Genomic DNA, 19328 nt, shown 5'->3' with positions numbered 1-19328 from the left:
TTGAATAATCGTTGCATAGCACCGTTGGCTTAGGCTACGGTGCTATTTTATTTGCCTCTCCCCGCTATTTTTACTATATTTCGAGCTGTGCATCTGCCATGCATCCATCCGCGGAAAGAGCCCTGCTCAGGCTAACTCACTTATTCATTTATCTTACGGCCCTACCTGAATGCGGATATCGGTAATCAAGGAGCTCGTATGCCAAAATTTCCTGTTAATAACGGGTTAATCAACCTAAATTTTTTTCGTAAAAAAGCCAAAAAGCTACTGCAACAAATGAAAGCGGGGCAAGCTTCAGAGCAACGTTTATTGCTTGAGCAAACCCATCCTCACGCTGATATCACTTTAGCATCTGCACAATGGTTGGTTGCCAATGAACTTGGCTTTTCAAGCTGGCCAAAGCTAAAAGCCCATGTCGATACGGTTTTATTTGCCGCAAATAACCCAAACTTTAGCGCCGATAATGAAAGCCAAACAACGCATTGGCGCTGCGGTCATGATATTGAACATAAACTGCGGGTGGCGGGTTTTACTGGAGCTTTTGTCCCATTTACTGACCCCTTTTGCCTTGGTCCCGTCCCTTCTCTGCCTTTTGATCAGTATCGTTCGTTGCGAACTCATACACTTAGCCAATATTTTTCTATCCCACTTAAGAAAATTACCCAGCAATTTGATCAAGAATACCATGCTCTATCTCAGCTAGCGGAGAGCGAAAAAGTCATTTTCTGGTGTGAAGCAGACCCATATGATCAACTGTTTTTAATTCGTGTTCTGGGAAACCTCAACCCGACTTATCCTTCACTTGAACTGATTGATATAGCTAGCATTCCTGGCATAAAACGCTTTGTCGGCTTCGGCCAGCTTTCGCCTGAGATTTTACCTTGGCTATGGGCACAACGAAGAACTATCGGACGGACAGAAATTGAGATTGCCAAGCACGTCTGGGCAGCATTTACCGATGAGAACCCAACAAATTTTGCCAAAGCCGCGCGGCAGCATTACCCCACTCTACCACTGCTTGCGCCTGCATTATTCAGAATGTTGCAAGAGTATCCCAATAACCAAACAGGGCTGTCCCTCACAGAATCCCTAGCACTGCATTATCTCCGTGATAACCCTGGTGCGACCCTTGAGGATACGTTTAAAACCCTTATTGAGCACCTGGAACCTTTGCCATTTTTAGGGGATTTGATGTTTTATTGCCTACTCAAACCTTGTTTAATCGGTGCCACACCACTATTAACATCAAACGACCAACAACGACCTTTTGAAAAACAACCTTTATTCCTTAGTGATATAGGCGAAAACGTACTTAATGGTCACGCCTATGCACTCAATTACATTGAAGAAACACGATGGGTTGGCGGAGTGAGTTTTTCAGGAAAAAAATCACATTGGACGATAGATAACAGGCAAGAATTGGTTTGGCGGTTGGTTTAACGGTCCAAAAGAAAGAAAGCCAAAAATTTGGCTTTCTTTTCAGGTATTACTCCGGCGCATTCCCTTTGTAATACACCGTTTTTTGCATAACGGGTAAAGATAATTGCTTTTGAATTCCCGCTAGCGTTTCTTGCGTTAGCATGGCGAGCCCACGGTAAAAATTGCTATTGGCTTGCGTGGCGAAAACATCAAGAAAATGTGCCGACCAAGGTAGCAAGTGCCACGCTAGCAATTCCTCAAGGTCATTTCGCCTATCTTGTTCCGCCAGCCAGGCGGCTAACATCAAAATCAAACCGATATGGTCTTCAGGCTCTTTTTGCGTTGTGGCAGGTTCAATCCCTTTTGAACGCATCCATTGGCGCAGCTCAACGGTAGAATCCCCAAAAATAATATTTTCTTTATCTAACCACACAGAGCCCCAAGGTGGTGCAGGTAAGGCATAGGGGCCGATAAATAACCGCTGCCACGCTTCATCAAGTGGCTCATTTTGTTTTGTTGAATCTGCAAATAATGCGTTAATTTCATTGAGTGATGCCAACGAAAATGGCCACTCTTCATGCCATGTTGGCTCTCGCAAAATCGCGATGAGCTCCGCGTTATTTTCACTGTCTGGAGCAAAATAAAATAAAGAACCCAAAACCCGCCCCGTTACAGCAACGTGTTCAAGAAATTGCGCATCATGCATATTGATTGTCTCTGCGTTTTCAACGTAGGGAAACTGGCTCCCTACGTTGAGATGTTTTACCGATTAGGCGACTGCCATTCCTACTGTCATATGTAGACCATAGAACAGCCCGCGTCCAATTAATTCGCCGAACAACACCAACAATGTGCCGATGAACAAACTGATAACGGATGGCTGGTTTTGCTTCATTAGCGGTAAAATCCATAACATCAAACCAAGGCTTGTTGCCACTAAACGCACCATTTGCAGCGAACCAAAATCAGGAACTAAAGCACTCGCACGTTGTACCGATGATGCTATCAGTGCGATTTCACCACTTTGCACCAGCACAGAGGCAATCGTAATCACATACGCCACAATACTGATCAGTGCGAGCCGCCCACTGTGGCACGGAAATTTAGCAATACGTAATAACAACGTACCTAAAATCGGCCCAACGACAAAGGCAGTCATAAAGAAGCCAATCGTGGTATGTGGCGTGTTCCATGTCGGTACTGTGCTTATCATATAGACACGAGTCATCGCCCAGACGAATAACAGTCCCATCGCCATGGTGAGAAGCAACCAAATTTTACCGAGCCCTTCAGGCATTTTCTTCAGCACAGCCAGCAGCCACCATAAGCCCCCCAGTGCAAAAAAGAGGGAGCCAAACAGCACTTCATTACTCAGTGATGATGAAAAAACACGGTTCATTGAGTTAAATGCACGTAACGGCGACCCCATATGCATCATGGACGCCAAAAAACCTAACCCCATCAGCACCCACAAAGCCAGCATTGCATTCACAATACGCTGTTTTTGCTGTTTATCATCTGTCGATAACCACGCAAGGCCAGTCACAATCACTGCCCCCGCAATACTTTGTCCTAATACTGTAAACAGGATCAGCGGCCATTCATGTAATCCGTTGCCCATCTTATACCTCCCTTGGGTTAGCTAAGTGACCCGTGGTGTCGTTCACAGGGCGGCTATTCGCATTCGGCTTAATAACAATATTTGGCTTGGTGTAATGCGCTTCAGGCAATGGCGCTATCTCCGCCAAGGTGCCATACGTTTTGCGCAGCTCCTCGATTGGGCCAAAATCCAATGCACGCAACGGGCAAGATTCAGCACAAATCGGTTTTTTCCCTTCGGCCACACGTTCATAACAGCCATCACATTTTGTCATATGCCCTTTTTCAGCATTAAACTGTGGTGCACCATATGGACAAGCCATATGGCAGTAACGGCAACCGATACAGACACTTTCATCCACCACCACAAAGCCGTCTTCACGCTTGTGCATCGCCCCGCTTGGGCACACTTTGACGCACGCGGGGTCTTCACAGTGATTACACGAAATTGACAGGTAATAACTGAAAACATTTTGGTGCCAGACGCCGTTATCTTCTTGCCAGTCACCGCCTGTATATTCATAAATACGCCGAAAATTCACTTCGGGAGATAAATTTTTGTAGTCTTTGCACGCTAATTCGCACGTTTTACACCCCGTACAACGGGCTGAATCAATATAAAAACCATATTGTGTTGTCATAATTTATCTCCTCCCTATACCCGAGCCACTTCAACAAGATTGCTGTGCTGCGGGTTGCCTTTTGCCAGCGGCGACGGGCGCTGCGTGGTCAGGACATTAAGGCTTCCCCCGTGGTCTATCTTGTTTTCATCTGGCGCATACCATGCCCCTTCCCCCATTGCCACAACACCTGGAATAATTCGTGGCGTCACTTTCGCATTGATATGCACTTCACCACGGTCATTGAATATACGTACCATATCGCCATTTTTAATATTACGGCGCGCAGCATCAATTGGGTTGATCCACATTTCCTGTAGGCAAGCGGCTTTAATCACATCTACGTTGCCATATGTAGAGTGAACACGGGATTTATAATGGAAGCCACTCAGCTGCAGTGGGTATTGCTTAGTCAGTTTATCCTCATGGCTTTCAAAGCCAGGGGAATACATCGGGATAGCCGAAATAAGATCCCCTTCTTCAAGAGTCCATGTTTTAGCGATATCGGCTAGACGGTCGGAGTAGATCTCAATTTTGCCTGATGGGGTATTTAATGGGTTCGCAATCGGGTCTTCGCGGAACGCTTTATGTGCCACCACGTGCCCCTGCGGGTTCATTTTTTTGTAGATCCCTTGCTGCTGGAAGGTCTCAAAATCTGGTAACTCAGGCAGTTTTTCCCTTGAAATTTCATATAAATGGCGCAGCCATTCTTCTTGAGTGCGCCCTTCAGTGAACTTTTCTTCAACCCCCATACGGCGTGCGATTTGCGTACACATCTCATACACAGTTTTACTTTCAAAACGTGGCTCAATGGCTTGGCTGGCAAAAATCACATAGCCCATATTACTCGCAGCACCATCGAGACAGAAATCCATTTGCTCAGAAGCCGTGCAATCGGGCAGAAGGATATCCGCGTATTTTGCCGATGCGGTCATGTGGTTATCAATGACCACAATCATTTCACATTTTTTATCATCCTGAAGAATGTCGTGAGTCTTATTAATATCAGAATGCTGATTAATCAAGCTGTTACTAGCGTAGTTCCAAATAAATTTAATCGGTACGTCCAGCTTATCTTTACCACGCACACCATCGTGAGTTGCGGTCATTTCAGGGCCACGTTCAATAGCATCCGTCCATAAGAACACCGAAATACTGGTTTTAACTGGGTTCTCAAGGGTTGGCATTCGCTCAAAGGGGATATCGTAATTTCCTTCACGCGCCCCTGTATTACCTCCGCTGATCCCCACGTTCCCCGTTAAAATCGGCAACATAGCAATCGCACGTGCGGTTTGTTCCCCGTTAGAATGGCGTTGTGGCCCCCAGCCTTGGCTAATATAAGCAGGTTTCGCACTACCGATTTCTCGTGCTAATTTGATGATTTTATCGGCTGGAATACCCGTAATTTTTGCTGCCCACTGAGGTGTTTTTTCAATGCCGTCATCCCCTTGCCCTAAAATATACGCTTTATAATGGCTATTTTTAGGCGCATTCGCGGGGAGTGTTTTTTCATCATATCCAACACAATATTTGTCTAAAAATGGCTGATCAACCAAATCTTCAGTGATCAACACATAGGCAAGCCCTGCCACTAATGCGGCATCAGTACCTGGACGAATAGGGATCCACTCATCTTCACGCCCTGCGGCAGTGTCAGTATAACGAGGGTCGATAACAATCATTCGTGCGTTAGAACGTTCACGGGCTTGCTCTAATTGATAAGTGATCCCCCCACCGCTCATCCGTGTTTCCGCAGGGTTATTTCCGAACAACACCACCAATTTTGAATTTTCGATATCGGACACGCTATTACCCGCACCACTGCCATAAGTATATGGCATTGCACAACTAATTTGTGCTGTGCTGTATGTTCCGTAATGGTTTAAATAACCACCCGTGCAGTTCATTAAACGCGCAATTGGCGAGTTTGCTGGCGGCCATGAACGCGCAACTGTCCCCCCTAAAGTACCTGTACCGTAGTTTAAATAGACCGCTTCATTACCGTAATCTTTAATAATGCGCTTGAGGTTACCACTAATTAGGTCGTAAGCTTCTTCCCAAGTGATTTGCTTGAATTTTCCCTCCCCTCTCGCGCCCACACGCAACATTGGGTATTTTAAACGATCAGGGTTATACACGCGGCGGCGCATAGAGCGACCACGCAGGCAGGCTTTCACTTGGTGTTTATCGCCATACACGTCATCACCCGTGTTATCGGTTTCAACGTATTTAATTTCCCCCTCCACCACATGCATACGCAGCGGGCAACGGCTTCCGCAGTTAACGGTACACGCACTCCAGACAATTTTTTCTTCCGGGGTTGGCGTCGCTTCATTGGCATTGGCAACATTGCTAAAAGGTAAACTTAATGCACCGCTAGCAAGCGCGAGCCCGCCCACCGTACTGGTTTGCACTAGTTTTCGACGGCTGATCTCCGATTGGAGTAATCCATCAGATAATGCTTTATCCATATCTGCCTCACTTAACATTGCTTCTTAATGTTATAAATAATTTTTTTTGAAATTTATTTTTGGTATTTTTCACTTCTCTGATTTCAATAGTTATTTTATAGCGGGCATATAGATGGGTATTGTGCGCGATCAATAATGTATGACAAAAGTAAGGAGGGTGACCTTGATTCAGAAATTAACATTAAATAATTTTATTTCAATAAGTTACATAGAAGCCGTATTTTAAAATGATTGTGCCTCTAGTAACCGACTGAGCTAATAGGAGTGATGAAGAAAAAATGGGAATCGACCAAGAAAATAGCGATGTTCAAAACCCCTTTATGTGAAGGCGACAAAGCAGCAGCCGAGCTGCTAGGCTTTAATGAACCTGCTGAAAATCTAGCCTATGGTCTTATTGATTTAGGTATATTAGTTTTAGGTAATTAAAGCTAGCTTCAAAGCCAGATGAATACGGTAATCCAAATAAACGTTCATTCAAAAAATATGTGAAAAATGATTTTACAAATATTAAATTTAGTTAATTAGACTTTAATTTCTGAATGAGTGGATAATAAATAACTTTTTATTTCACTGGTGGAATAAAATCATTATATTTATCTAAAAAATGAATGTGTTAGGCTGAATAATTTAGATATGATTGGCTTTTTCTGACTAAAATGGGAAATGTTCATGTCCACTCGTAAATATTTAACTCACCAAGAAATATCTCGTCTTTTAGCTGCTTGTCGTTTATCTCGCCATCCCGAACGTAATTCTTGCTTAATTTATATGTGCTTTATACATGGATTAAGAGCAAGCGAAGCTCTATCGCTAAAGTTATCTGATCTTAACTTAGAAAGTAAAGAGCTATATGTACATCGCTTAAAGAACGGTTTTTCTGTTAATCACCCACTGATTGATGAAGAGATCCCGCTGATTAAAGCTTGGTTAAATGTAAGGCGTACATGGAAAGGAGAAGAAAATCAGTGGTTATTTTTATCTGAAAGAGGGACTGCCATGACTCGCCAGCGCTTTTATCAACTATTTTCACGACTCGGTGAGCTAGCTAAGCTGACTTTAGGTATTCATCCTCATATGTTACGGCATGCATGCGGTTATGCATTAGCGGATAAAGGCGCCGATACACGTTTAATTCAGGATTATTTGGGACACACGAATATACAACATACAGTGCGATATACAGCAAGTAACCCAGCAAGATTTCGGGGGGTATGGTAAGAGAAAACCACTAGAAGAGTTGTCAAAATGCACCAAATTGACAAACGTAACGAATTAGGTGCATCTTAAGTTAAATGAAAATACTCGTCAAATACGTAGCGTGTAAATAACGCTATGTATATATTACTAAAATCAAGTACACCTCATTATGAAAAATCATTGAATTCATTAATTTTTTCATCTATTTAAACTCTTCGTAACACTCCAAGCTTACACGCTGTAATATTTTGAAATAATTTTTTTGAATTATTTAACCAATAATTCATTAAATAAAAAATTAAATACAAAATAATAATCAATATTGAAAATATTACTCTAACAAAGCATTACTGTTGTCAATTTGGTGCATTTTGACAATAGTTAAACAACCGTTAATAGATAACTTATTTATTTCACGGAGAGAATTTTATGCCATCTAACTTATCTCCTAAGGAAATTGTTGGGAGCAATATACTTAGAGCCCGTAGAGCAAAAGGCTTAAGTGGTTCTGATCTAGCTGATTTACTTTTATGCTCACAACAACATGTGTCACGTATTGAGCGTGGAGTTATTCGGCTGCATTTAGAACAAATTCAGCAAATTGCTAGCTCGCTTGATATCGATATTAATTATTTATTAGATGGCGTTGGATTTCAAAATAGCTCAATAAATTATATCCATAATATGGAGTGTTATTTTAAATCTGAAGGGTTGTTTTCCCTATCTAGTCAATGTCTGAAATAGGTTTGACATTATGTTAATAATCACAAAAACACAAAAATTTAATATTATTGTCGGAAAGAAAATAAAAAAATATAGAAAGGAAATGAAATTAACCGCTGAGGAGTTAGGGCAATATATTGGCGTAAGCCAGCAACAAATTTCTCGTTATGAATCAGGCGCAAACCATATAAACATTGATTTTCTAGCTCAGTTTTCAGAGTTATTTAAGGTGCCAATTCAAGTTTTTTTAACAGACGACTAAATATATTTTTTGATTTTAATTTTTAATTAATAACTCAATTTTATTTATTAGGATTTGATTTTTTTGAATCAAGTCCTCGGGCTTTGCTTTTTCCAGTTCATTGCAAATAGAGTGTCTGCAATGAGCAATGAAAACTGACACTCATTCTTTATTTAACAAAAACATAGGACTTTATATTCATGAAAATGAAATCTATTGCAATGGCAACTTTTATGGCTCTGGGATTAGCTTCTGCAGCAAATGCAGCAGATCAAGGTCACGGTAAAGTAACGTTTAAAGGCGCTATTATCGATGCTCCATGCTCAATCTCTCCTAACTCAATCGACCAAACTGTTGAATTAGGCCAAATTTCTAATATGGCATTAGTTGATGGTGGTAAATCAACGCCACGTCCATTTGAAATTACTTTAGAAAACTGTGATATCACGAAACTGACTAAAGGCGTTCAATTAACCTTTAGTGGTGCTGCTGCATCTTTCGACAATACCAATAAAACATTAGGTATTGTTGGTACTGGTGCTGGTGCGGGGGTTCAGATCACTAATGGTAGCGGTAATGTGGTGACTTTAGGAACAGCGGCACCATTCCAACAAATTCAAAATGGTAATAACACCTTGAATTTCGCAGCTTACTTAAAAGGTAATGGTGGCGATATCAGTACGATCACTGCTGGTGACTTTAGCTCAGTAGCGGATTTCACTCTGTCTTACGAGTAATTCATCCTGAGCCAACAAAATTCATTTGTTGGCTCATTTCGACTGAATTGAGTGTAAGAGAGGAAGCAATGAATAATTCGATAACCTTTGGAATGTTTTCATTGATCTTAAGTTTAAGCCTGTTAACCGCGGTATCAACTGCAAAGGCTCAAGGCTCAGTGAATATGAATGGAAGCATTATTGAAACAGCATGTGCTATTGATGTCGGCAGCCGTGATCAAACTATTGATATGGGAAGTATTGCACTGACTCAAATTCGCCGTGATGGGCAAGGACCTGCTCGCCCTTTTGTTATCCGATTAGTGAATTGTGTTCTTGAACGCCAAAATCCTGATAAGCCGAATTGGCAATACTTTCGTATAACATTTGATGGCTCCCATGATAGAGGGTTATTTGGTGTTAACGGACAAGCTCAAGGTGTTGGATTACAAATTCAACGTGAGGGGGATGGTGAAATTGCCATACCAGGCCAAGGAATGTCCGTGAATTCACTGACGGCAGGAACAAAAGATCTCACCTATCGGCTGCGATTGGTGGCGAATAATCGCCCATTAGCATCAGGTCAATACTACAGTCAATTACGTTTCAAACTGGATTATGAATAGTCGGTTCCTCTCATCAATGAAGATCGCCTTTAACAGGTGAGCTTCACGAGCGAAATGACATTACGGATAAAAGAACGCAAAAGAAGGTCGAGATGATGACCCTGAATTTCATTCACACGCCTGTGTTACGGATAACTCGGCCTTGCAGATTAGGGCTTTTAGTCGCATTGGCAATTAGCTTTGGTGGTCACGCATCCGATATTAAATTTAATATGGAAATGCTAGACGTCAATGATCGTAGCAACATTGATTTAAGCCAATTTTCACGCCCTGGCTACCTCATGCCTGGCGAATACAGTTTTACAGTTTTCTTAAATAAGCAAAGTATGCCTGAAGAAACTGTCTTTTATTATGCACCTGAAGATAAATCGGATGAAAGCCTACCTTGTCTGAGCCCCACTTTAGTTGAAAAATTTGGTATCAAGCCTGAGTTGATGTCGACATTAAAGTGGTGGCACGATGGGCAGTGTTTATCACTTGAAAGTTTACCAGGAACTGAGGTTAAAGCTGATCTTGCGACATCCGCTATGTACATTAGTTTGCCGCAAGCCTACCTCGAATATACCGCTGAGAATTGGGATCCCCCTGCTCGCTGGGAAGAAGGCTTACCTGGTGCACTATTTGATTACAACCTCAATGCCCAAGTCGGCCAACAAACTCGTTCAGGACAACAAACCAACTACAGTACCAGCGGTAATGGTGTTGCTGGTGTTAACTTGGGCGCTTGGCGTGTTCGTGCAGACTGGCAAATGCGCATTGATAAGCAACAAGGGCAAAGTACAACTACGTCCTTAGATTGGACTCGTTATTATGTCTACCGAGCCATCAAATCATTAGGCGCAAAACTCACCTTAGGTGAAGATTATTTAACCTCTGATATTTTTGATAGTTTCAGATTTACAGGGCTTAGCTTGGTTACTGATACCAATATGCTACCGCCTAATCTGCGTGGATACGCACCAGAAATTACTGGGGTCGCAAAAAGTAATGCGACAGTTATTGTGAGCCAGCAAGGACGAATTATTTATCAAACTCAAGTCGCTGCGGGCCCATTTCGTATCCAAGACTTGAACGATGCATTAGCTGGGCAAATCGATGTTGAAGTTAAAGAACAAGACGGTTCAACACAGAATTTCACTGTAAATACTGCAAGTGTTCCCTATTTAACACGACCAGGACAACTGCGCTACAAATTAGCCGCTGGACGCCCAACAAATTGGCGTCACCATGTGAGCGGCGATACTTTTGCAAGTGGCGAATTCTCTTGGGGGGTTAACAACGGCTGGTCACTGTATGGTGGTGGAATTGGTGCGGAAAACTATGCATCCGCAGCTATAGGGATTGGTCGTGACTTAATGGTATTTGGTGCATTATCATTTGATATCACTCATGCCAGAGCACATTTAACCAACTTAAGTGATATTGGAAATAAAACGCATCGAGGAAGTTCATACCGTTTAAGTTACTCAAAGCGTTTTGACACTTATAACAGCCAAGTGACATTTGCAGGATATCGATTCTCTGAACAAGGTTTTATGAGTATGTCTGAGTATTTGGATGCGCAGGAAACAGGTGCTCGCCAATACAACAGCAAAGAAATGTATACCATCTCTTATAACCAACAATTTTCAGAGTTAGGGCTAAGTGCATTTATCAACTATTACCATCAAACCTATTGGGATCAGCCTGATAATGACCGCTATAGCATTTCATTAGCGCGCTATTTTGATATTGGTAAATGGAAGAATCTTAGCCTCAACTTGACGGCATATCGAAATCGTTATCGTGAAAGTAATGATGATGGCGTATATGCGTCACTCACGGTGCCTTGGGGAGAAAAAAGCTCTGTTAGTTACAACAGTAGCTGGGATAAAAATGATAACTCACAGCGTGTGAATTACTACAGCACTATCGATGAAAGAAATAATTATCAACTAAGTACGGGGTGGGCGCGTTCAGGTGCACTCGTGAGTGGCTATTACACCCATCAAGGAGATTTAACACAGCTCAATGCGAATGCAACTTACCAGCAAGACCGTTATCGGTCAGCGGGATTCTCTTTACAAGGTGGCTTCACAGCAACGGAAAAAGGCGCCGTACTACATCGTAGCAGCCAAATTGGCGGTACTCGCATATTTGTTGATACCGATGGTGTACCTAATATCCCGTTACGTGGTTATGGCTCTATTGTACGTACTAACCGCTTTGGACAAGCCGTTATTAGTGATGTGAATAGTTACTACCGTAATCAAGTTAGTGTTGATTTGAATGCATTACCAGATGAAGCGCAAGTCTCCCAATCAATAAAGCAAGGTACTTTAACCGAAGGGGCGATTGGTTACCGTCAATTTGATGTTGTCGCTGGAAGCAGTGCAATGGCGTTGTTAAGGCTGTCGGACAATAGCACACCGCCTTTCGGAGCAATCGTATTAAATGGCCGTGGCCAACAAGTCGGTATGGTGGGTGATGATGGAAATACCTATCTCACTGGTTTAAAAGCAAAAGATACCTTGCAAGTCCGTTGGGATGACCAAGTGCAGTGTGAAATCACACTCCCTGATACCTTGCCAGAAGATGAATATTTACAGGCAAGCTGGTTATTACCGTGCCATAAACCGGGAGCAAAAGCCGCATCGCCAGCGACCATAAAGACACCATCAGCCAGCCGTGCATTAGAAGCAATGCCGAAAGCAGCAGAACTTGTTGTGCCTGTTGTTGAAAGAACTGCGCCAAAGTCATCAGGTCGCTGGTTACAAAAATAATAAAAATGGTGGTACGCAAAGAGAGATGAATGCTCCTTAACCATAGAAGATAACAATATGATGAATAACATGATGAAAAATAAAATGATGAATAAAAAAAATGCCCATAGAACAGCATTAGCGTTGGTTGGCGTTGTATTAACTTCAGCAACGCTATCTTCTGCTCAAGCGGCGGTTGCATTAGACAGAACTCGAGCGATTATCACGGGAGATGAGAAATCGATCAGTTTAAATATCAGCAATGAAAACAAACAATTACCTTATCTCGCTCAAGGTTGGGTGGAAAACGAGAAAGGTGAAAAAATAAGCGACCCATTTACGGTATTACCACCAGTGCAGCGTGTTGAACCTGGCGCAAAAAGCCAAATCAAAATCCAAGCACTGCCAAGTGCTGCTTCACTGCCGCAAGACAGAGAATCTGTGTATTACTTTAATTTGCGTGAGATTCCACCAAAAAGTGATAAGCCGAATACGCTGCAATTGGCATTACAGACACGTATCAAATTGTTTTATCGACCAAAATCAATTATTCCAACACGTGAACAAATGGATAACCCATGGCAGGAAAAAGTGACTCTTACGCGCCAAGGTAACCAATATACGATTAATAATCCAACTGCGTATTACGTTTCTTTTGTCGATGCTGTCCCCAACAAAAATGGACAAACGGTCGCAGGATTTGAGCCAGTGATGGTTGCTCCCAAAAGTAGCAAAGCACTGAACGTCAGTGCAGATGCATTAGGTAATAAACCTGTGCTGACCTATATCAATGATTATGGTGGTCGTCCAACGTTGTCGTTTACATGTCAGGGAAATAGCTGCCATGTGGTACCTGAAAAAAAATAGACTGATTTGAAATGCGCGATGAGATAGCAGGAGAATATCATGGCAAACACAAGCAGGATGCTCCGTTATGTGGGCTTAGGAAGTTTAGCGCTGAATTTATTCAGTAGTATGGCGATGGGAACCGCCCTAAATAAAGTTGATAACTGGGATGTCGATGGTTCACATGGCACGCTATATGTCCATGGAGCCCTGACGGAAAGTGCATGTCGTTTAGCAATGTCATCAGCGTATCAAACTATTAATTTAGGTACTGTGGGAACAGGACAGCTTCAACATGTCGGGCAAACAGGTAACCCTGTTGCGATTGAACTGCGTTTAGAAGATTGTCTAAGTGGCGAAAGCCGCAGCCGCACTGCACAGGGGAATTTGTTGTGGAGCCAGCAGATGCCAGCGATGAAAATTCGCTTTTTAGCGCCTATCGATATTCAAGACCCGCGCTTGGCAGAGGTTATTGGTGTTCAAGGAATTGGCCTGCAATTAAGTGATGCCTCGCGTTCACCAATTAACTTAGGTGAGTACAGTACACCACAGTTGATTTCACCTGGGCAAAACCAATTAACTTACTATGTGACGCCAGTGCGTACCTCCGCCCAACTAAATGCAGGGGCTTATCAGGCGTTAATTAGATTCCAGGTAAGTTATGAATAGGGGCATGAAGATGAGAGAAGCTTATTTTCTTACGATATGCTTTAAAGCGCTTGCCCTCTCAGGGGTAATACTCTTTGGTGCTCTGATTTCACTCAGCTTTTCTTACAAAGTTATCGCTGCAAACTTAAGCACTAATATTCAAATTCGTGTGACAGTATACGGTGAGCCAGAATGCACCCTTGGCGGTGCAACAACGACTTCTGTAGATTTTGGCGATATACATCAGGCAAAGATTGACGGCACTTATGGGCGCTCACCTATTAATTACAATTTGGTATGTAATGGCTTATATAAAAATACATTAAAGATGACGCTGAAATGGACTGATAGGCAAATTAATGGTGCCTCATCGGTGACCACCAATCTCCCAGATTTAGGTATTGCCATTTACCGTGATGGAACCCGACTCAGTAATGGCGCGACACTCAATTTTAATTATGGGAGTTCACCTTCTTTATATGCCGTCCCCGTTAAACCTACAGGGGTAAACTTAACATCGGGTGGTGATTTTACGGGCAATCTTACGATGGTATTGGATTACCAATAGGATGATATCAATGAAATTATTCCGTTATCTTCTCTCGGTCTGCATGATGCTTAGCCTGTTTGGCCAAAGCCAAGCATCAACACTTAGTATCCAGCTAAAAGGTCGATTATTGGTGACACCGCCCGAGTGCATTTTGAATAACAACCAACAAGAAGCTATACATTTTGGCGATATATTGCTCCCACGTATCGATGGAATCCAATACAAGCGTATTGTACCGATGAGACTCAGCTGCACAAACCTAGCGAAAAACGCTATAAAGCTCACGCTTATCGGTGATGATACATCATTTAATAGCAATGGCGCATTGAAAACGAGTAACCCAAAACTAGGGCTTTCCTTTTATGTGAACAATGCTAAGCAAGTTATTAACCAGCCTTTCAATGTGTTATATACAGCGCTGCCAACCTTGGAGGTTGCGCCGGTAAAAAACAGTAACGCCGATTTTACGAATACCGATGGCGGATTTTTTACCGCGCTGGCAACACTGAAAATAGAGTATCAGTGAGAATGATTATGTGGAATAACAAGCAAATTAAGCATTGGATGGCAGGGTTTATAATGGTGATGTCCATATCTTCAGCGCAAGCAAATTGGGCATTTGATGGCACGTTAATTATTCCTCCTGTTTGCCAATTAAGCCATGACGACCCGATAAAAGTTTCATTCGGTAAAGTGGGCGTACGAAAAATCAATGGTACCGCCTTCAAGCAACCTATTCCTTTTCAATTAAATTGTGTTGGCGATATGACACAACCGTGGGATATCAGCTTGATATTCGGAGGAACACCGGCGGGAAGTGGATTTGATAATGCGACATTAAGAACGGTGACACCGTTGAATAATGGCAAATTAGGAATTCAAATTCAGAAAAATGGCCAACCTCAGCCATTGAATGAAGCTTTTTTGATTAATGCAGCTTCTCTGCCATCCCTTTCAGCGGTTCCTGTTATGCGTTCGGGAAGCGAACTCGTTGGGGATAATTTTACTGCATCAGGCACATTAACCATTATTTTTGAATAGGAGGCAGCTGTCATCACTATGAATATTAAACGTAATATGAGCTTTGCCTTTGGCTTATGGTTTTTGGGTGCCACCACCGCATTTTCTGCAAATGTGGAATTTGATGGTACGTTGATTGAAGATGCTTGTGACGTTTATCCAGGCGACGAATCGATTGAATTAGATTTCGGTACGATAGTGGATAAATACCTGTATCTGAATACTCAAACAAATAGCCAACCTTTTACCATTCGATTAATTAATTGTGATTTAGCATTAGGCCATGAAGTAAAAGTCACATTTATTGGCGCAGAAAGTTCGGCTTTGCCTGGTTTACTAGCGCTAGATGCAGGAAGTCAAGCATCCGGAGTGGCAGTTGGTATTGAAAGTATTTCTGGCGCAGCTATCAAAATTAACAGTGGTAGTTATACCCAAGGGCTGTATGCTGGAAATAATAATGACCTTAGATTTCAAGCGTATGTAAGGGCTGAGCCAGTTGCATTGCAAAATAAATCAATTGTGCTCGGTTCATGGGCTGCGAGTGCCACATTCAAATTAGATTATGAGTAAATCATTATGTATGCGAAAAAAACAAAAATATACGGAATGTTAAATACAAGCCGTTTGAGTATTTTATTATTAATCATCGCGTTAGCATCTCTATTCCCATCTCGCCCAGCCAATGCGATCGCGTATGTAATGCCTGTAAGTATGACCTCTGGAGCTTGGCCTCGTGTTGAGATGGATATTCTTTCTTGGTCTGAAGCAAGTGGTGTAACTAACCCTTGCTATGGGTCAACAGAATGCTGGATAGGCCCAGATGTTCTGTATGCATCTGGCGCACCATCGTTGAGTGGTTCTTGCTTAGATTATGGTAACTGCATTCGAATTAACCAATATCGAACAGCGCAAGAAGTCGCTGAGGCTTTTCGATCTGCAAAAGGGATCCCTTATCGTGCATCATTTGTTATTGATAGCCCAAATGCAACTTGTATAGGATTATTCTATGTTAACCATAGACCAACTGCGGGTGTTAGGAATGCAATCCAATGGCCTGGTAGTGTCTGTGGTAAAATTCCACCGACAAATCAAACATGTAGTATTTCTTTACCTTCTTTTGTTAGTCACGGGGCACTCAGTAACACAAGCTTAAATGGTAAGAGAAACTCAGTTTCTGGCAATATCGCCTGTACACAGGCTACAAATATCAACTTATTTGCTCGTTCAACGACGGGTGAGCGTTATGTATATTTAAATTCGACTCCTAACTTTTATTCAGACCCATTAATTAACAATCAAAGTGGCTGGAATGGGGCAAACATGAATATTTCTGGAAATAATGCGGCGAATTCATTTACATTCACGTCTGAATTACATGCATCAGGAACGGTAACTCCTGGATATTACACTGGCAATGCCGTAGTCATCATTGCATTTAATTAGTTAATAAGAAACTTAAAACCCAACCATTCACCAACTTGATATTTGAGCAGCGTATTTTACTTAAAATACGCTGCTTTTATGTATATTAATAAGTTGTAGTCATTTTCAGCTCAGCAAAATTTTTATTCATTTAGACATTAAAATTTCAGATATAACTCTAAATTCGTAGAAAGCTTGAGGTTAGTTAGTGTTTACTGAATTGATGGCTATTCGCCCCACGGGAAATAGAAATAATAGAATTTAAATAAAGCAATTCTAGACCCGAACAAAATCCATATATAGTCTAAGATTTATATTATAGAAGATCATAGCAATTCTAAAAACACCTATAGTTTCTTCATACTATTTTATACTCTAAACCCTACAATACATATACTATTATCTTACTCAAAAGACAGACGACACTAAGAACAATCTCACTCTAATGTACAAGTAAAATAAACTTAACGTTATAGTTTCCACTGTAATTAATTTAAAATGCAACAATATAATTATGAAACAAAATACACTATACATGTAACAAAATGTTTATATCTAATACGGAAATTGTAATAATAAATAAATCAATAATAGCCACACTCGAAATTAACAATTTAATATTCATTAAAAAAATAGCTATAAAATCATATTGTTATCTTCTTAAAATAGTAGTTATAACCACATATTGATCCGTTTTAGCGATCAATAACTGCCATTTGATAGGCATAAGCTATCAAAAATAACTAATCGATCGATATAAACATCTTTAAATAATGAAAAATAAAAGCTAGATTGAATGAACATTAAATGAGTAATGAAATATATTTCAGCTAGTTTAATTATAATAAATTATTGAGGCATTTATTATGGTTAGTTCAGAAAAAGAATTTTTTGTTAAAGATGTGAATTTAGAAATTGGTAATTTTATAAGAAAAATACGAATTGAAAATGGGTTAACTGGCGCACAACTAGGTAAATTAGTTGGTGTGAGTCAACAACAAATATCACGTTATGAACGAGGCTCAAATGGCCTGTCATTACCAGATTTAGTATTCATTTTATCAATTATGAATGTATCATTTTCAGACTTCATTTCATACTCATCATATTTAAATGATACAAAATCTTTTAATGTATAAGTACGAATAGTACCTTACTGCGTAATAATCGTATATGTAGAGAGCGTATAAGTTTTTATACCTGTCTCACATTCCTGTATAAGAAAGATATTTAAAAAATTAAAATTCTTTCTTATACAGGTATAGCTATCTGTGTTAGGTAATGAAATTACATTAATTTAATCCACATAAATATTAAAATATTAAAGATATTAGGAATATAGTATGAAATCAAATAAATATATGTCTGTACTAGCGGCTGCAATGTTAACTGCTTCATTTGCTTCACTTGCAGATACTAATACTGGTACTGTTACTTTCAAAGGTGAAGTTCGTGATACACCTTGTAACTTAGATGCAGGGCAAGGTGGTACTGCTACAATAGTTGATTTTGGCCAACTGTCATTAAGCCAATTAAATGATGGTGATTCTAAGTATAAAAACTTCGATTTAAATCTGAAAGGCTGCAAATTAACGTCTATTGATAATAGTGATCCACAAAACCCAACTACAGTAACTAAAACAGCAACGATTACTTTTGATGGTGTAAGTAAAATCGCAGGTCAAAACCTTTTAGCAACTACAGGCAGCGCTGCAAACGTTGCAGTAGGTATTAAAGATATTACCTTTGGTACCCCAGCTAGTTTAAATCTGCGTGATGGCGACAACACTTTAACTTACGCTGCTTTTGTTAAAAAAGCAGGTACTGCTGCTGTAACAGCAGGTGATTTCACAACTATTTCTACTTTTGAAATCGCATACCAGTAAGTTATATACGCTCCTCCACTGTTATGTGGAGGAGCATATTACCTGAAAAAGAATATTATTATGAAAAACTTGTTAATTATTGCCATTTTTTTTGCTCATTTTTTTAGCATTCCAGCATTTGCAGCAATGAATTGGGGACAGGCGACGGTTAAAGGTGAAATATTAGCGTCAGGTTGTTCTATGCAACTAACAAGTAAAAACCAAATTATTGAATTTGGTGATTACCCTTTAAGTAGAGTTGAAGAAGAAAAGATAATAAAACCGTTTAAAATAATATTAAAAAACTGTCAGCTATCAAATTCTTATTTTGAGGATGAGAAGTCACCTATAAGAATCAAATTTTCAGGTTCAGTAACAAACAACTTTAATGGATTTAAATTTAATGATGCCGATGGTTTGGCTATTTACATATTAAACGGAAATAACATTGTCAAACCTAATGAATATTATCCCATTTATGATTTAAAAAGAACCGCGGGCAAAACGAAATCAGTCAATGAACAACAATTAGATTTTTTATCTGAAATTGTTTTTGATGATGGGCTTAAGCCACAAGTAGGAGAATTTTCGAGTATCATTACATTTGATATTGATTACTATTAA

22 protein-coding genes are annotated in these 19328 nt (G+C 40.6%); 18 read left to right on the top strand and 4 right to left on the bottom strand.

Annotation, left to right across the window (positions count from 1 at the left end; all coding sequences use genetic code 11):
* Positions 1-198 precede the first annotated feature (198 nt).
* Positions 199-1440 (top strand): DUF1835 domain-containing protein, encoded by a 1242-nt coding sequence (locus AABS66_RS06450; protein ID WP_430224706.1) that lies wholly within the window; start codon positions 199-201, stop codon positions 1438-1440.
* 46 nt (positions 1441-1486) lie between these two features.
* Here AABS66_RS06450 and dmsD read toward each other — a convergent pair whose 3' ends face one another.
* From dmsD to AABS66_RS06430, 4 genes are all read right to left on the bottom strand, one after another.
* Positions 1487-2125 carry a Tat proofreading chaperone DmsD gene (gene dmsD, locus AABS66_RS06445; RefSeq protein ID WP_272539374.1) on the bottom strand — a complete coding sequence of 213 codons (639 nt, stop codon included), beginning with the start codon at positions 2123-2125 and terminating at the stop codon, positions 1487-1489.
* A gap of 63 nt (positions 2126-2188) precedes the next feature.
* Complete coding sequence (locus tag AABS66_RS06440; RefSeq protein WP_206083315.1) at positions 2189-3040, bottom strand: DmsC/YnfH family molybdoenzyme membrane anchor subunit; 852 nt, start codon at positions 3038-3040, stop codon at positions 2189-2191.
* Position 3041: 1 nt separating this feature from the next.
* Positions 3042-3659 (bottom strand): DMSO/selenate family reductase complex B subunit, encoded by a 618-nt coding sequence (locus tag AABS66_RS06435; RefSeq protein WP_206083314.1) that lies wholly within the window; start codon positions 3657-3659, stop codon positions 3042-3044.
* A 14-nt stretch (positions 3660-3673) separates the two neighbouring features.
* A complete protein-coding gene (locus tag AABS66_RS06430; protein WP_272539375.1) occupies positions 3674-6109 on the bottom strand; it encodes a DMSO/selenate family reductase complex A subunit in 2436 nt (811 codons plus the stop codon).
* Positions 6110-6373: 264 nt separating this feature from the next.
* Here AABS66_RS06430 and AABS66_RS06425 point away from each other — a divergent pair, with 264 nt between their 5' ends.
* From AABS66_RS06425 to AABS66_RS06345, 17 genes are all read left to right on the top strand, one after another.
* On the top strand, positions 6374-6535 hold the full coding sequence (locus AABS66_RS06425; RefSeq protein ID WP_430224705.1) for a hypothetical protein: 162 nt from the start codon (positions 6374-6376) through the stop codon (positions 6533-6535).
* A gap of 243 nt (positions 6536-6778) precedes the next feature.
* The gene (locus AABS66_RS06420; protein ID WP_206083311.1) at positions 6779-7327 is read left to right on the top strand and encodes a tyrosine-type DNA invertase; all 549 of its coding nucleotides are present in this window, start codon (positions 6779-6781) and stop codon (positions 7325-7327) included.
* Between the two features lie 408 nt (positions 7328-7735).
* Positions 7736-8050, top strand: a complete 315-nt coding sequence (locus tag AABS66_RS06415) for a helix-turn-helix domain-containing protein (protein ID WP_430224704.1) — start codon at positions 7736-7738, stop codon at positions 8048-8050.
* A gap of 10 nt (positions 8051-8060) precedes the next feature.
* Complete coding sequence (locus AABS66_RS06410) at positions 8061-8291, top strand: helix-turn-helix domain-containing protein (protein ID WP_206083309.1); 231 nt, start codon at positions 8061-8063, stop codon at positions 8289-8291.
* Positions 8292-8470: 179 nt separating this feature from the next.
* Positions 8471-9007 (top strand): fimbrial protein, encoded by a 537-nt coding sequence (locus tag AABS66_RS06405; RefSeq protein ID WP_206083308.1) that lies wholly within the window; start codon positions 8471-8473, stop codon positions 9005-9007.
* A gap of 68 nt (positions 9008-9075) precedes the next feature.
* Positions 9076-9612 (top strand): fimbrial protein, encoded by a 537-nt coding sequence (locus tag AABS66_RS06400; RefSeq protein WP_206083307.1) that lies wholly within the window; start codon positions 9076-9078, stop codon positions 9610-9612.
* Positions 9613-9704: 92 nt separating this feature from the next.
* The gene (locus tag AABS66_RS06395) at positions 9705-12374 is read left to right on the top strand and encodes an outer membrane usher protein (protein ID WP_430224703.1); all 2670 of its coding nucleotides are present in this window, start codon (positions 9705-9707) and stop codon (positions 12372-12374) included.
* Positions 12375-12431: 57 nt separating this feature from the next.
* Positions 12432-13220, top strand: coding sequence for a fimbria/pilus periplasmic chaperone (locus tag AABS66_RS06390; RefSeq protein ID WP_206083305.1), 789 nt, complete (start codon positions 12432-12434; stop codon positions 13218-13220).
* Between the two features lie 39 nt (positions 13221-13259).
* Positions 13260-13868 carry a fimbrial protein gene (locus AABS66_RS06385; protein WP_206083304.1) on the top strand — a complete coding sequence of 203 codons (609 nt, stop codon included), beginning with the start codon at positions 13260-13262 and terminating at the stop codon, positions 13866-13868.
* A 10-nt stretch (positions 13869-13878) separates the two neighbouring features.
* Positions 13879-14415: a fimbrial protein gene (locus AABS66_RS06380; RefSeq protein ID WP_241016804.1), complete on the top strand. Its 537-nt coding sequence runs from the start codon at positions 13879-13881 to the stop codon at positions 14413-14415.
* A gap of 10 nt (positions 14416-14425) precedes the next feature.
* On the top strand, positions 14426-14923 hold the full coding sequence (locus tag AABS66_RS06375; RefSeq protein ID WP_241016803.1) for a fimbrial protein: 498 nt from the start codon (positions 14426-14428) through the stop codon (positions 14921-14923).
* Positions 14924-14925: 2 nt separating this feature from the next.
* Positions 14926-15438: a fimbrial protein gene (locus tag AABS66_RS06370; protein ID WP_206083786.1), complete on the top strand. Its 513-nt coding sequence runs from the start codon at positions 14926-14928 to the stop codon at positions 15436-15438.
* Between the two features lie 18 nt (positions 15439-15456).
* A complete protein-coding gene (locus AABS66_RS06365) occupies positions 15457-15987 on the top strand; it encodes a fimbrial protein (protein ID WP_430224702.1) in 531 nt (176 codons plus the stop codon).
* A 6-nt stretch (positions 15988-15993) separates the two neighbouring features.
* A complete protein-coding gene (locus AABS66_RS06360; protein ID WP_430224701.1) occupies positions 15994-16860 on the top strand; it encodes a hypothetical protein in 867 nt (288 codons plus the stop codon).
* Between the two features lie 845 nt (positions 16861-17705).
* Entirely contained in the window at positions 17706-17978 is a 273-nt protein-coding gene (locus AABS66_RS06355) for a helix-turn-helix domain-containing protein (RefSeq protein WP_349421946.1), read from the top strand.
* A gap of 204 nt (positions 17979-18182) precedes the next feature.
* The gene (locus tag AABS66_RS06350) at positions 18183-18725 is read left to right on the top strand and encodes a fimbrial protein (RefSeq protein ID WP_349421944.1); all 543 of its coding nucleotides are present in this window, start codon (positions 18183-18185) and stop codon (positions 18723-18725) included.
* A 60-nt stretch (positions 18726-18785) separates the two neighbouring features.
* Positions 18786-19328, top strand: coding sequence for a fimbrial protein (locus AABS66_RS06345; protein ID WP_349421942.1), 543 nt, complete (start codon positions 18786-18788; stop codon positions 19326-19328).

It is taken from the genome of Providencia sp. SP181 (assembly GCF_050446505.1).
GTDB classification, from domain to species: Bacteria; Pseudomonadota; Gammaproteobacteria; order Enterobacterales; family Enterobacteriaceae; genus Providencia; species Providencia vermicola.
The sequence above is the reverse complement of the archived record's forward strand: the minus strand, read 5'-3'. Positions and strand labels throughout refer to the sequence as shown.

Bases quoted from the DNA above. Each gene is read 5' to 3' on its own strand.
- AABS66_RS06450 (WP_430224706.1), top strand. From the start codon at position 199: ATGCCAAAATTTCCTGTTAATAACGGGTTAATCAACCTAAATTTTTTT.
- dmsD (WP_272539374.1), bottom strand. From the start codon at position 2,125: ATGCATGATGCGCAATTTCTTGAACACGTTGCTGTAACGGGGCGGGTT.
- AABS66_RS06440 (WP_206083315.1), bottom strand. From the start codon at position 3,040: ATGGGCAACGGATTACATGAATGGCCGCTGATCCTGTTTACAGTATTA.
- AABS66_RS06435 (WP_206083314.1), bottom strand. From the start codon at position 3,659: ATGACAACACAATATGGTTTTTATATTGATTCAGCCCGTTGTACGGGG.
- AABS66_RS06430 (WP_272539375.1), bottom strand. From the start codon at position 6,109: ATGGATAAAGCATTATCTGATGGATTACTCCAATCGGAGATCAGCCGT.
- AABS66_RS06420 (WP_206083311.1), top strand. From the start codon at position 6,779: ATGTCCACTCGTAAATATTTAACTCACCAAGAAATATCTCGTCTTTTA.
- AABS66_RS06415 (WP_430224704.1), top strand. From the start codon at position 7,736: ATGCCATCTAACTTATCTCCTAAGGAAATTGTTGGGAGCAATATACTT.
- AABS66_RS06410 (WP_206083309.1), top strand. From the start codon at position 8,061: ATGTTAATAATCACAAAAACACAAAAATTTAATATTATTGTCGGAAAG.
- AABS66_RS06405 (WP_206083308.1), top strand. From the start codon at position 8,471: ATGAAAATGAAATCTATTGCAATGGCAACTTTTATGGCTCTGGGATTA.
- AABS66_RS06400 (WP_206083307.1), top strand. From the start codon at position 9,076: ATGAATAATTCGATAACCTTTGGAATGTTTTCATTGATCTTAAGTTTA.
- AABS66_RS06395 (WP_430224703.1), top strand. From the start codon at position 9,705: ATGATGACCCTGAATTTCATTCACACGCCTGTGTTACGGATAACTCGG.
- AABS66_RS06390 (WP_206083305.1), top strand. From the start codon at position 12,432: ATGATGAATAACATGATGAAAAATAAAATGATGAATAAAAAAAATGCC.
- AABS66_RS06385 (WP_206083304.1), top strand. From the start codon at position 13,260: ATGGCAAACACAAGCAGGATGCTCCGTTATGTGGGCTTAGGAAGTTTA.
- AABS66_RS06380 (WP_241016804.1), top strand. From the start codon at position 13,879: ATGAGAGAAGCTTATTTTCTTACGATATGCTTTAAAGCGCTTGCCCTC.
- AABS66_RS06375 (WP_241016803.1), top strand. From the start codon at position 14,426: ATGAAATTATTCCGTTATCTTCTCTCGGTCTGCATGATGCTTAGCCTG.
- AABS66_RS06370 (WP_206083786.1), top strand. From the start codon at position 14,926: ATGATTATGTGGAATAACAAGCAAATTAAGCATTGGATGGCAGGGTTT.
- AABS66_RS06365 (WP_430224702.1), top strand. From the start codon at position 15,457: ATGAATATTAAACGTAATATGAGCTTTGCCTTTGGCTTATGGTTTTTG.
- AABS66_RS06360 (WP_430224701.1), top strand. From the start codon at position 15,994: ATGTATGCGAAAAAAACAAAAATATACGGAATGTTAAATACAAGCCGT.
- AABS66_RS06355 (WP_349421946.1), top strand. From the start codon at position 17,706: ATGGTTAGTTCAGAAAAAGAATTTTTTGTTAAAGATGTGAATTTAGAA.
- AABS66_RS06350 (WP_349421944.1), top strand. From the start codon at position 18,183: ATGAAATCAAATAAATATATGTCTGTACTAGCGGCTGCAATGTTAACT.
- AABS66_RS06345 (WP_349421942.1), top strand. From the start codon at position 18,786: ATGAAAAACTTGTTAATTATTGCCATTTTTTTTGCTCATTTTTTTAGC.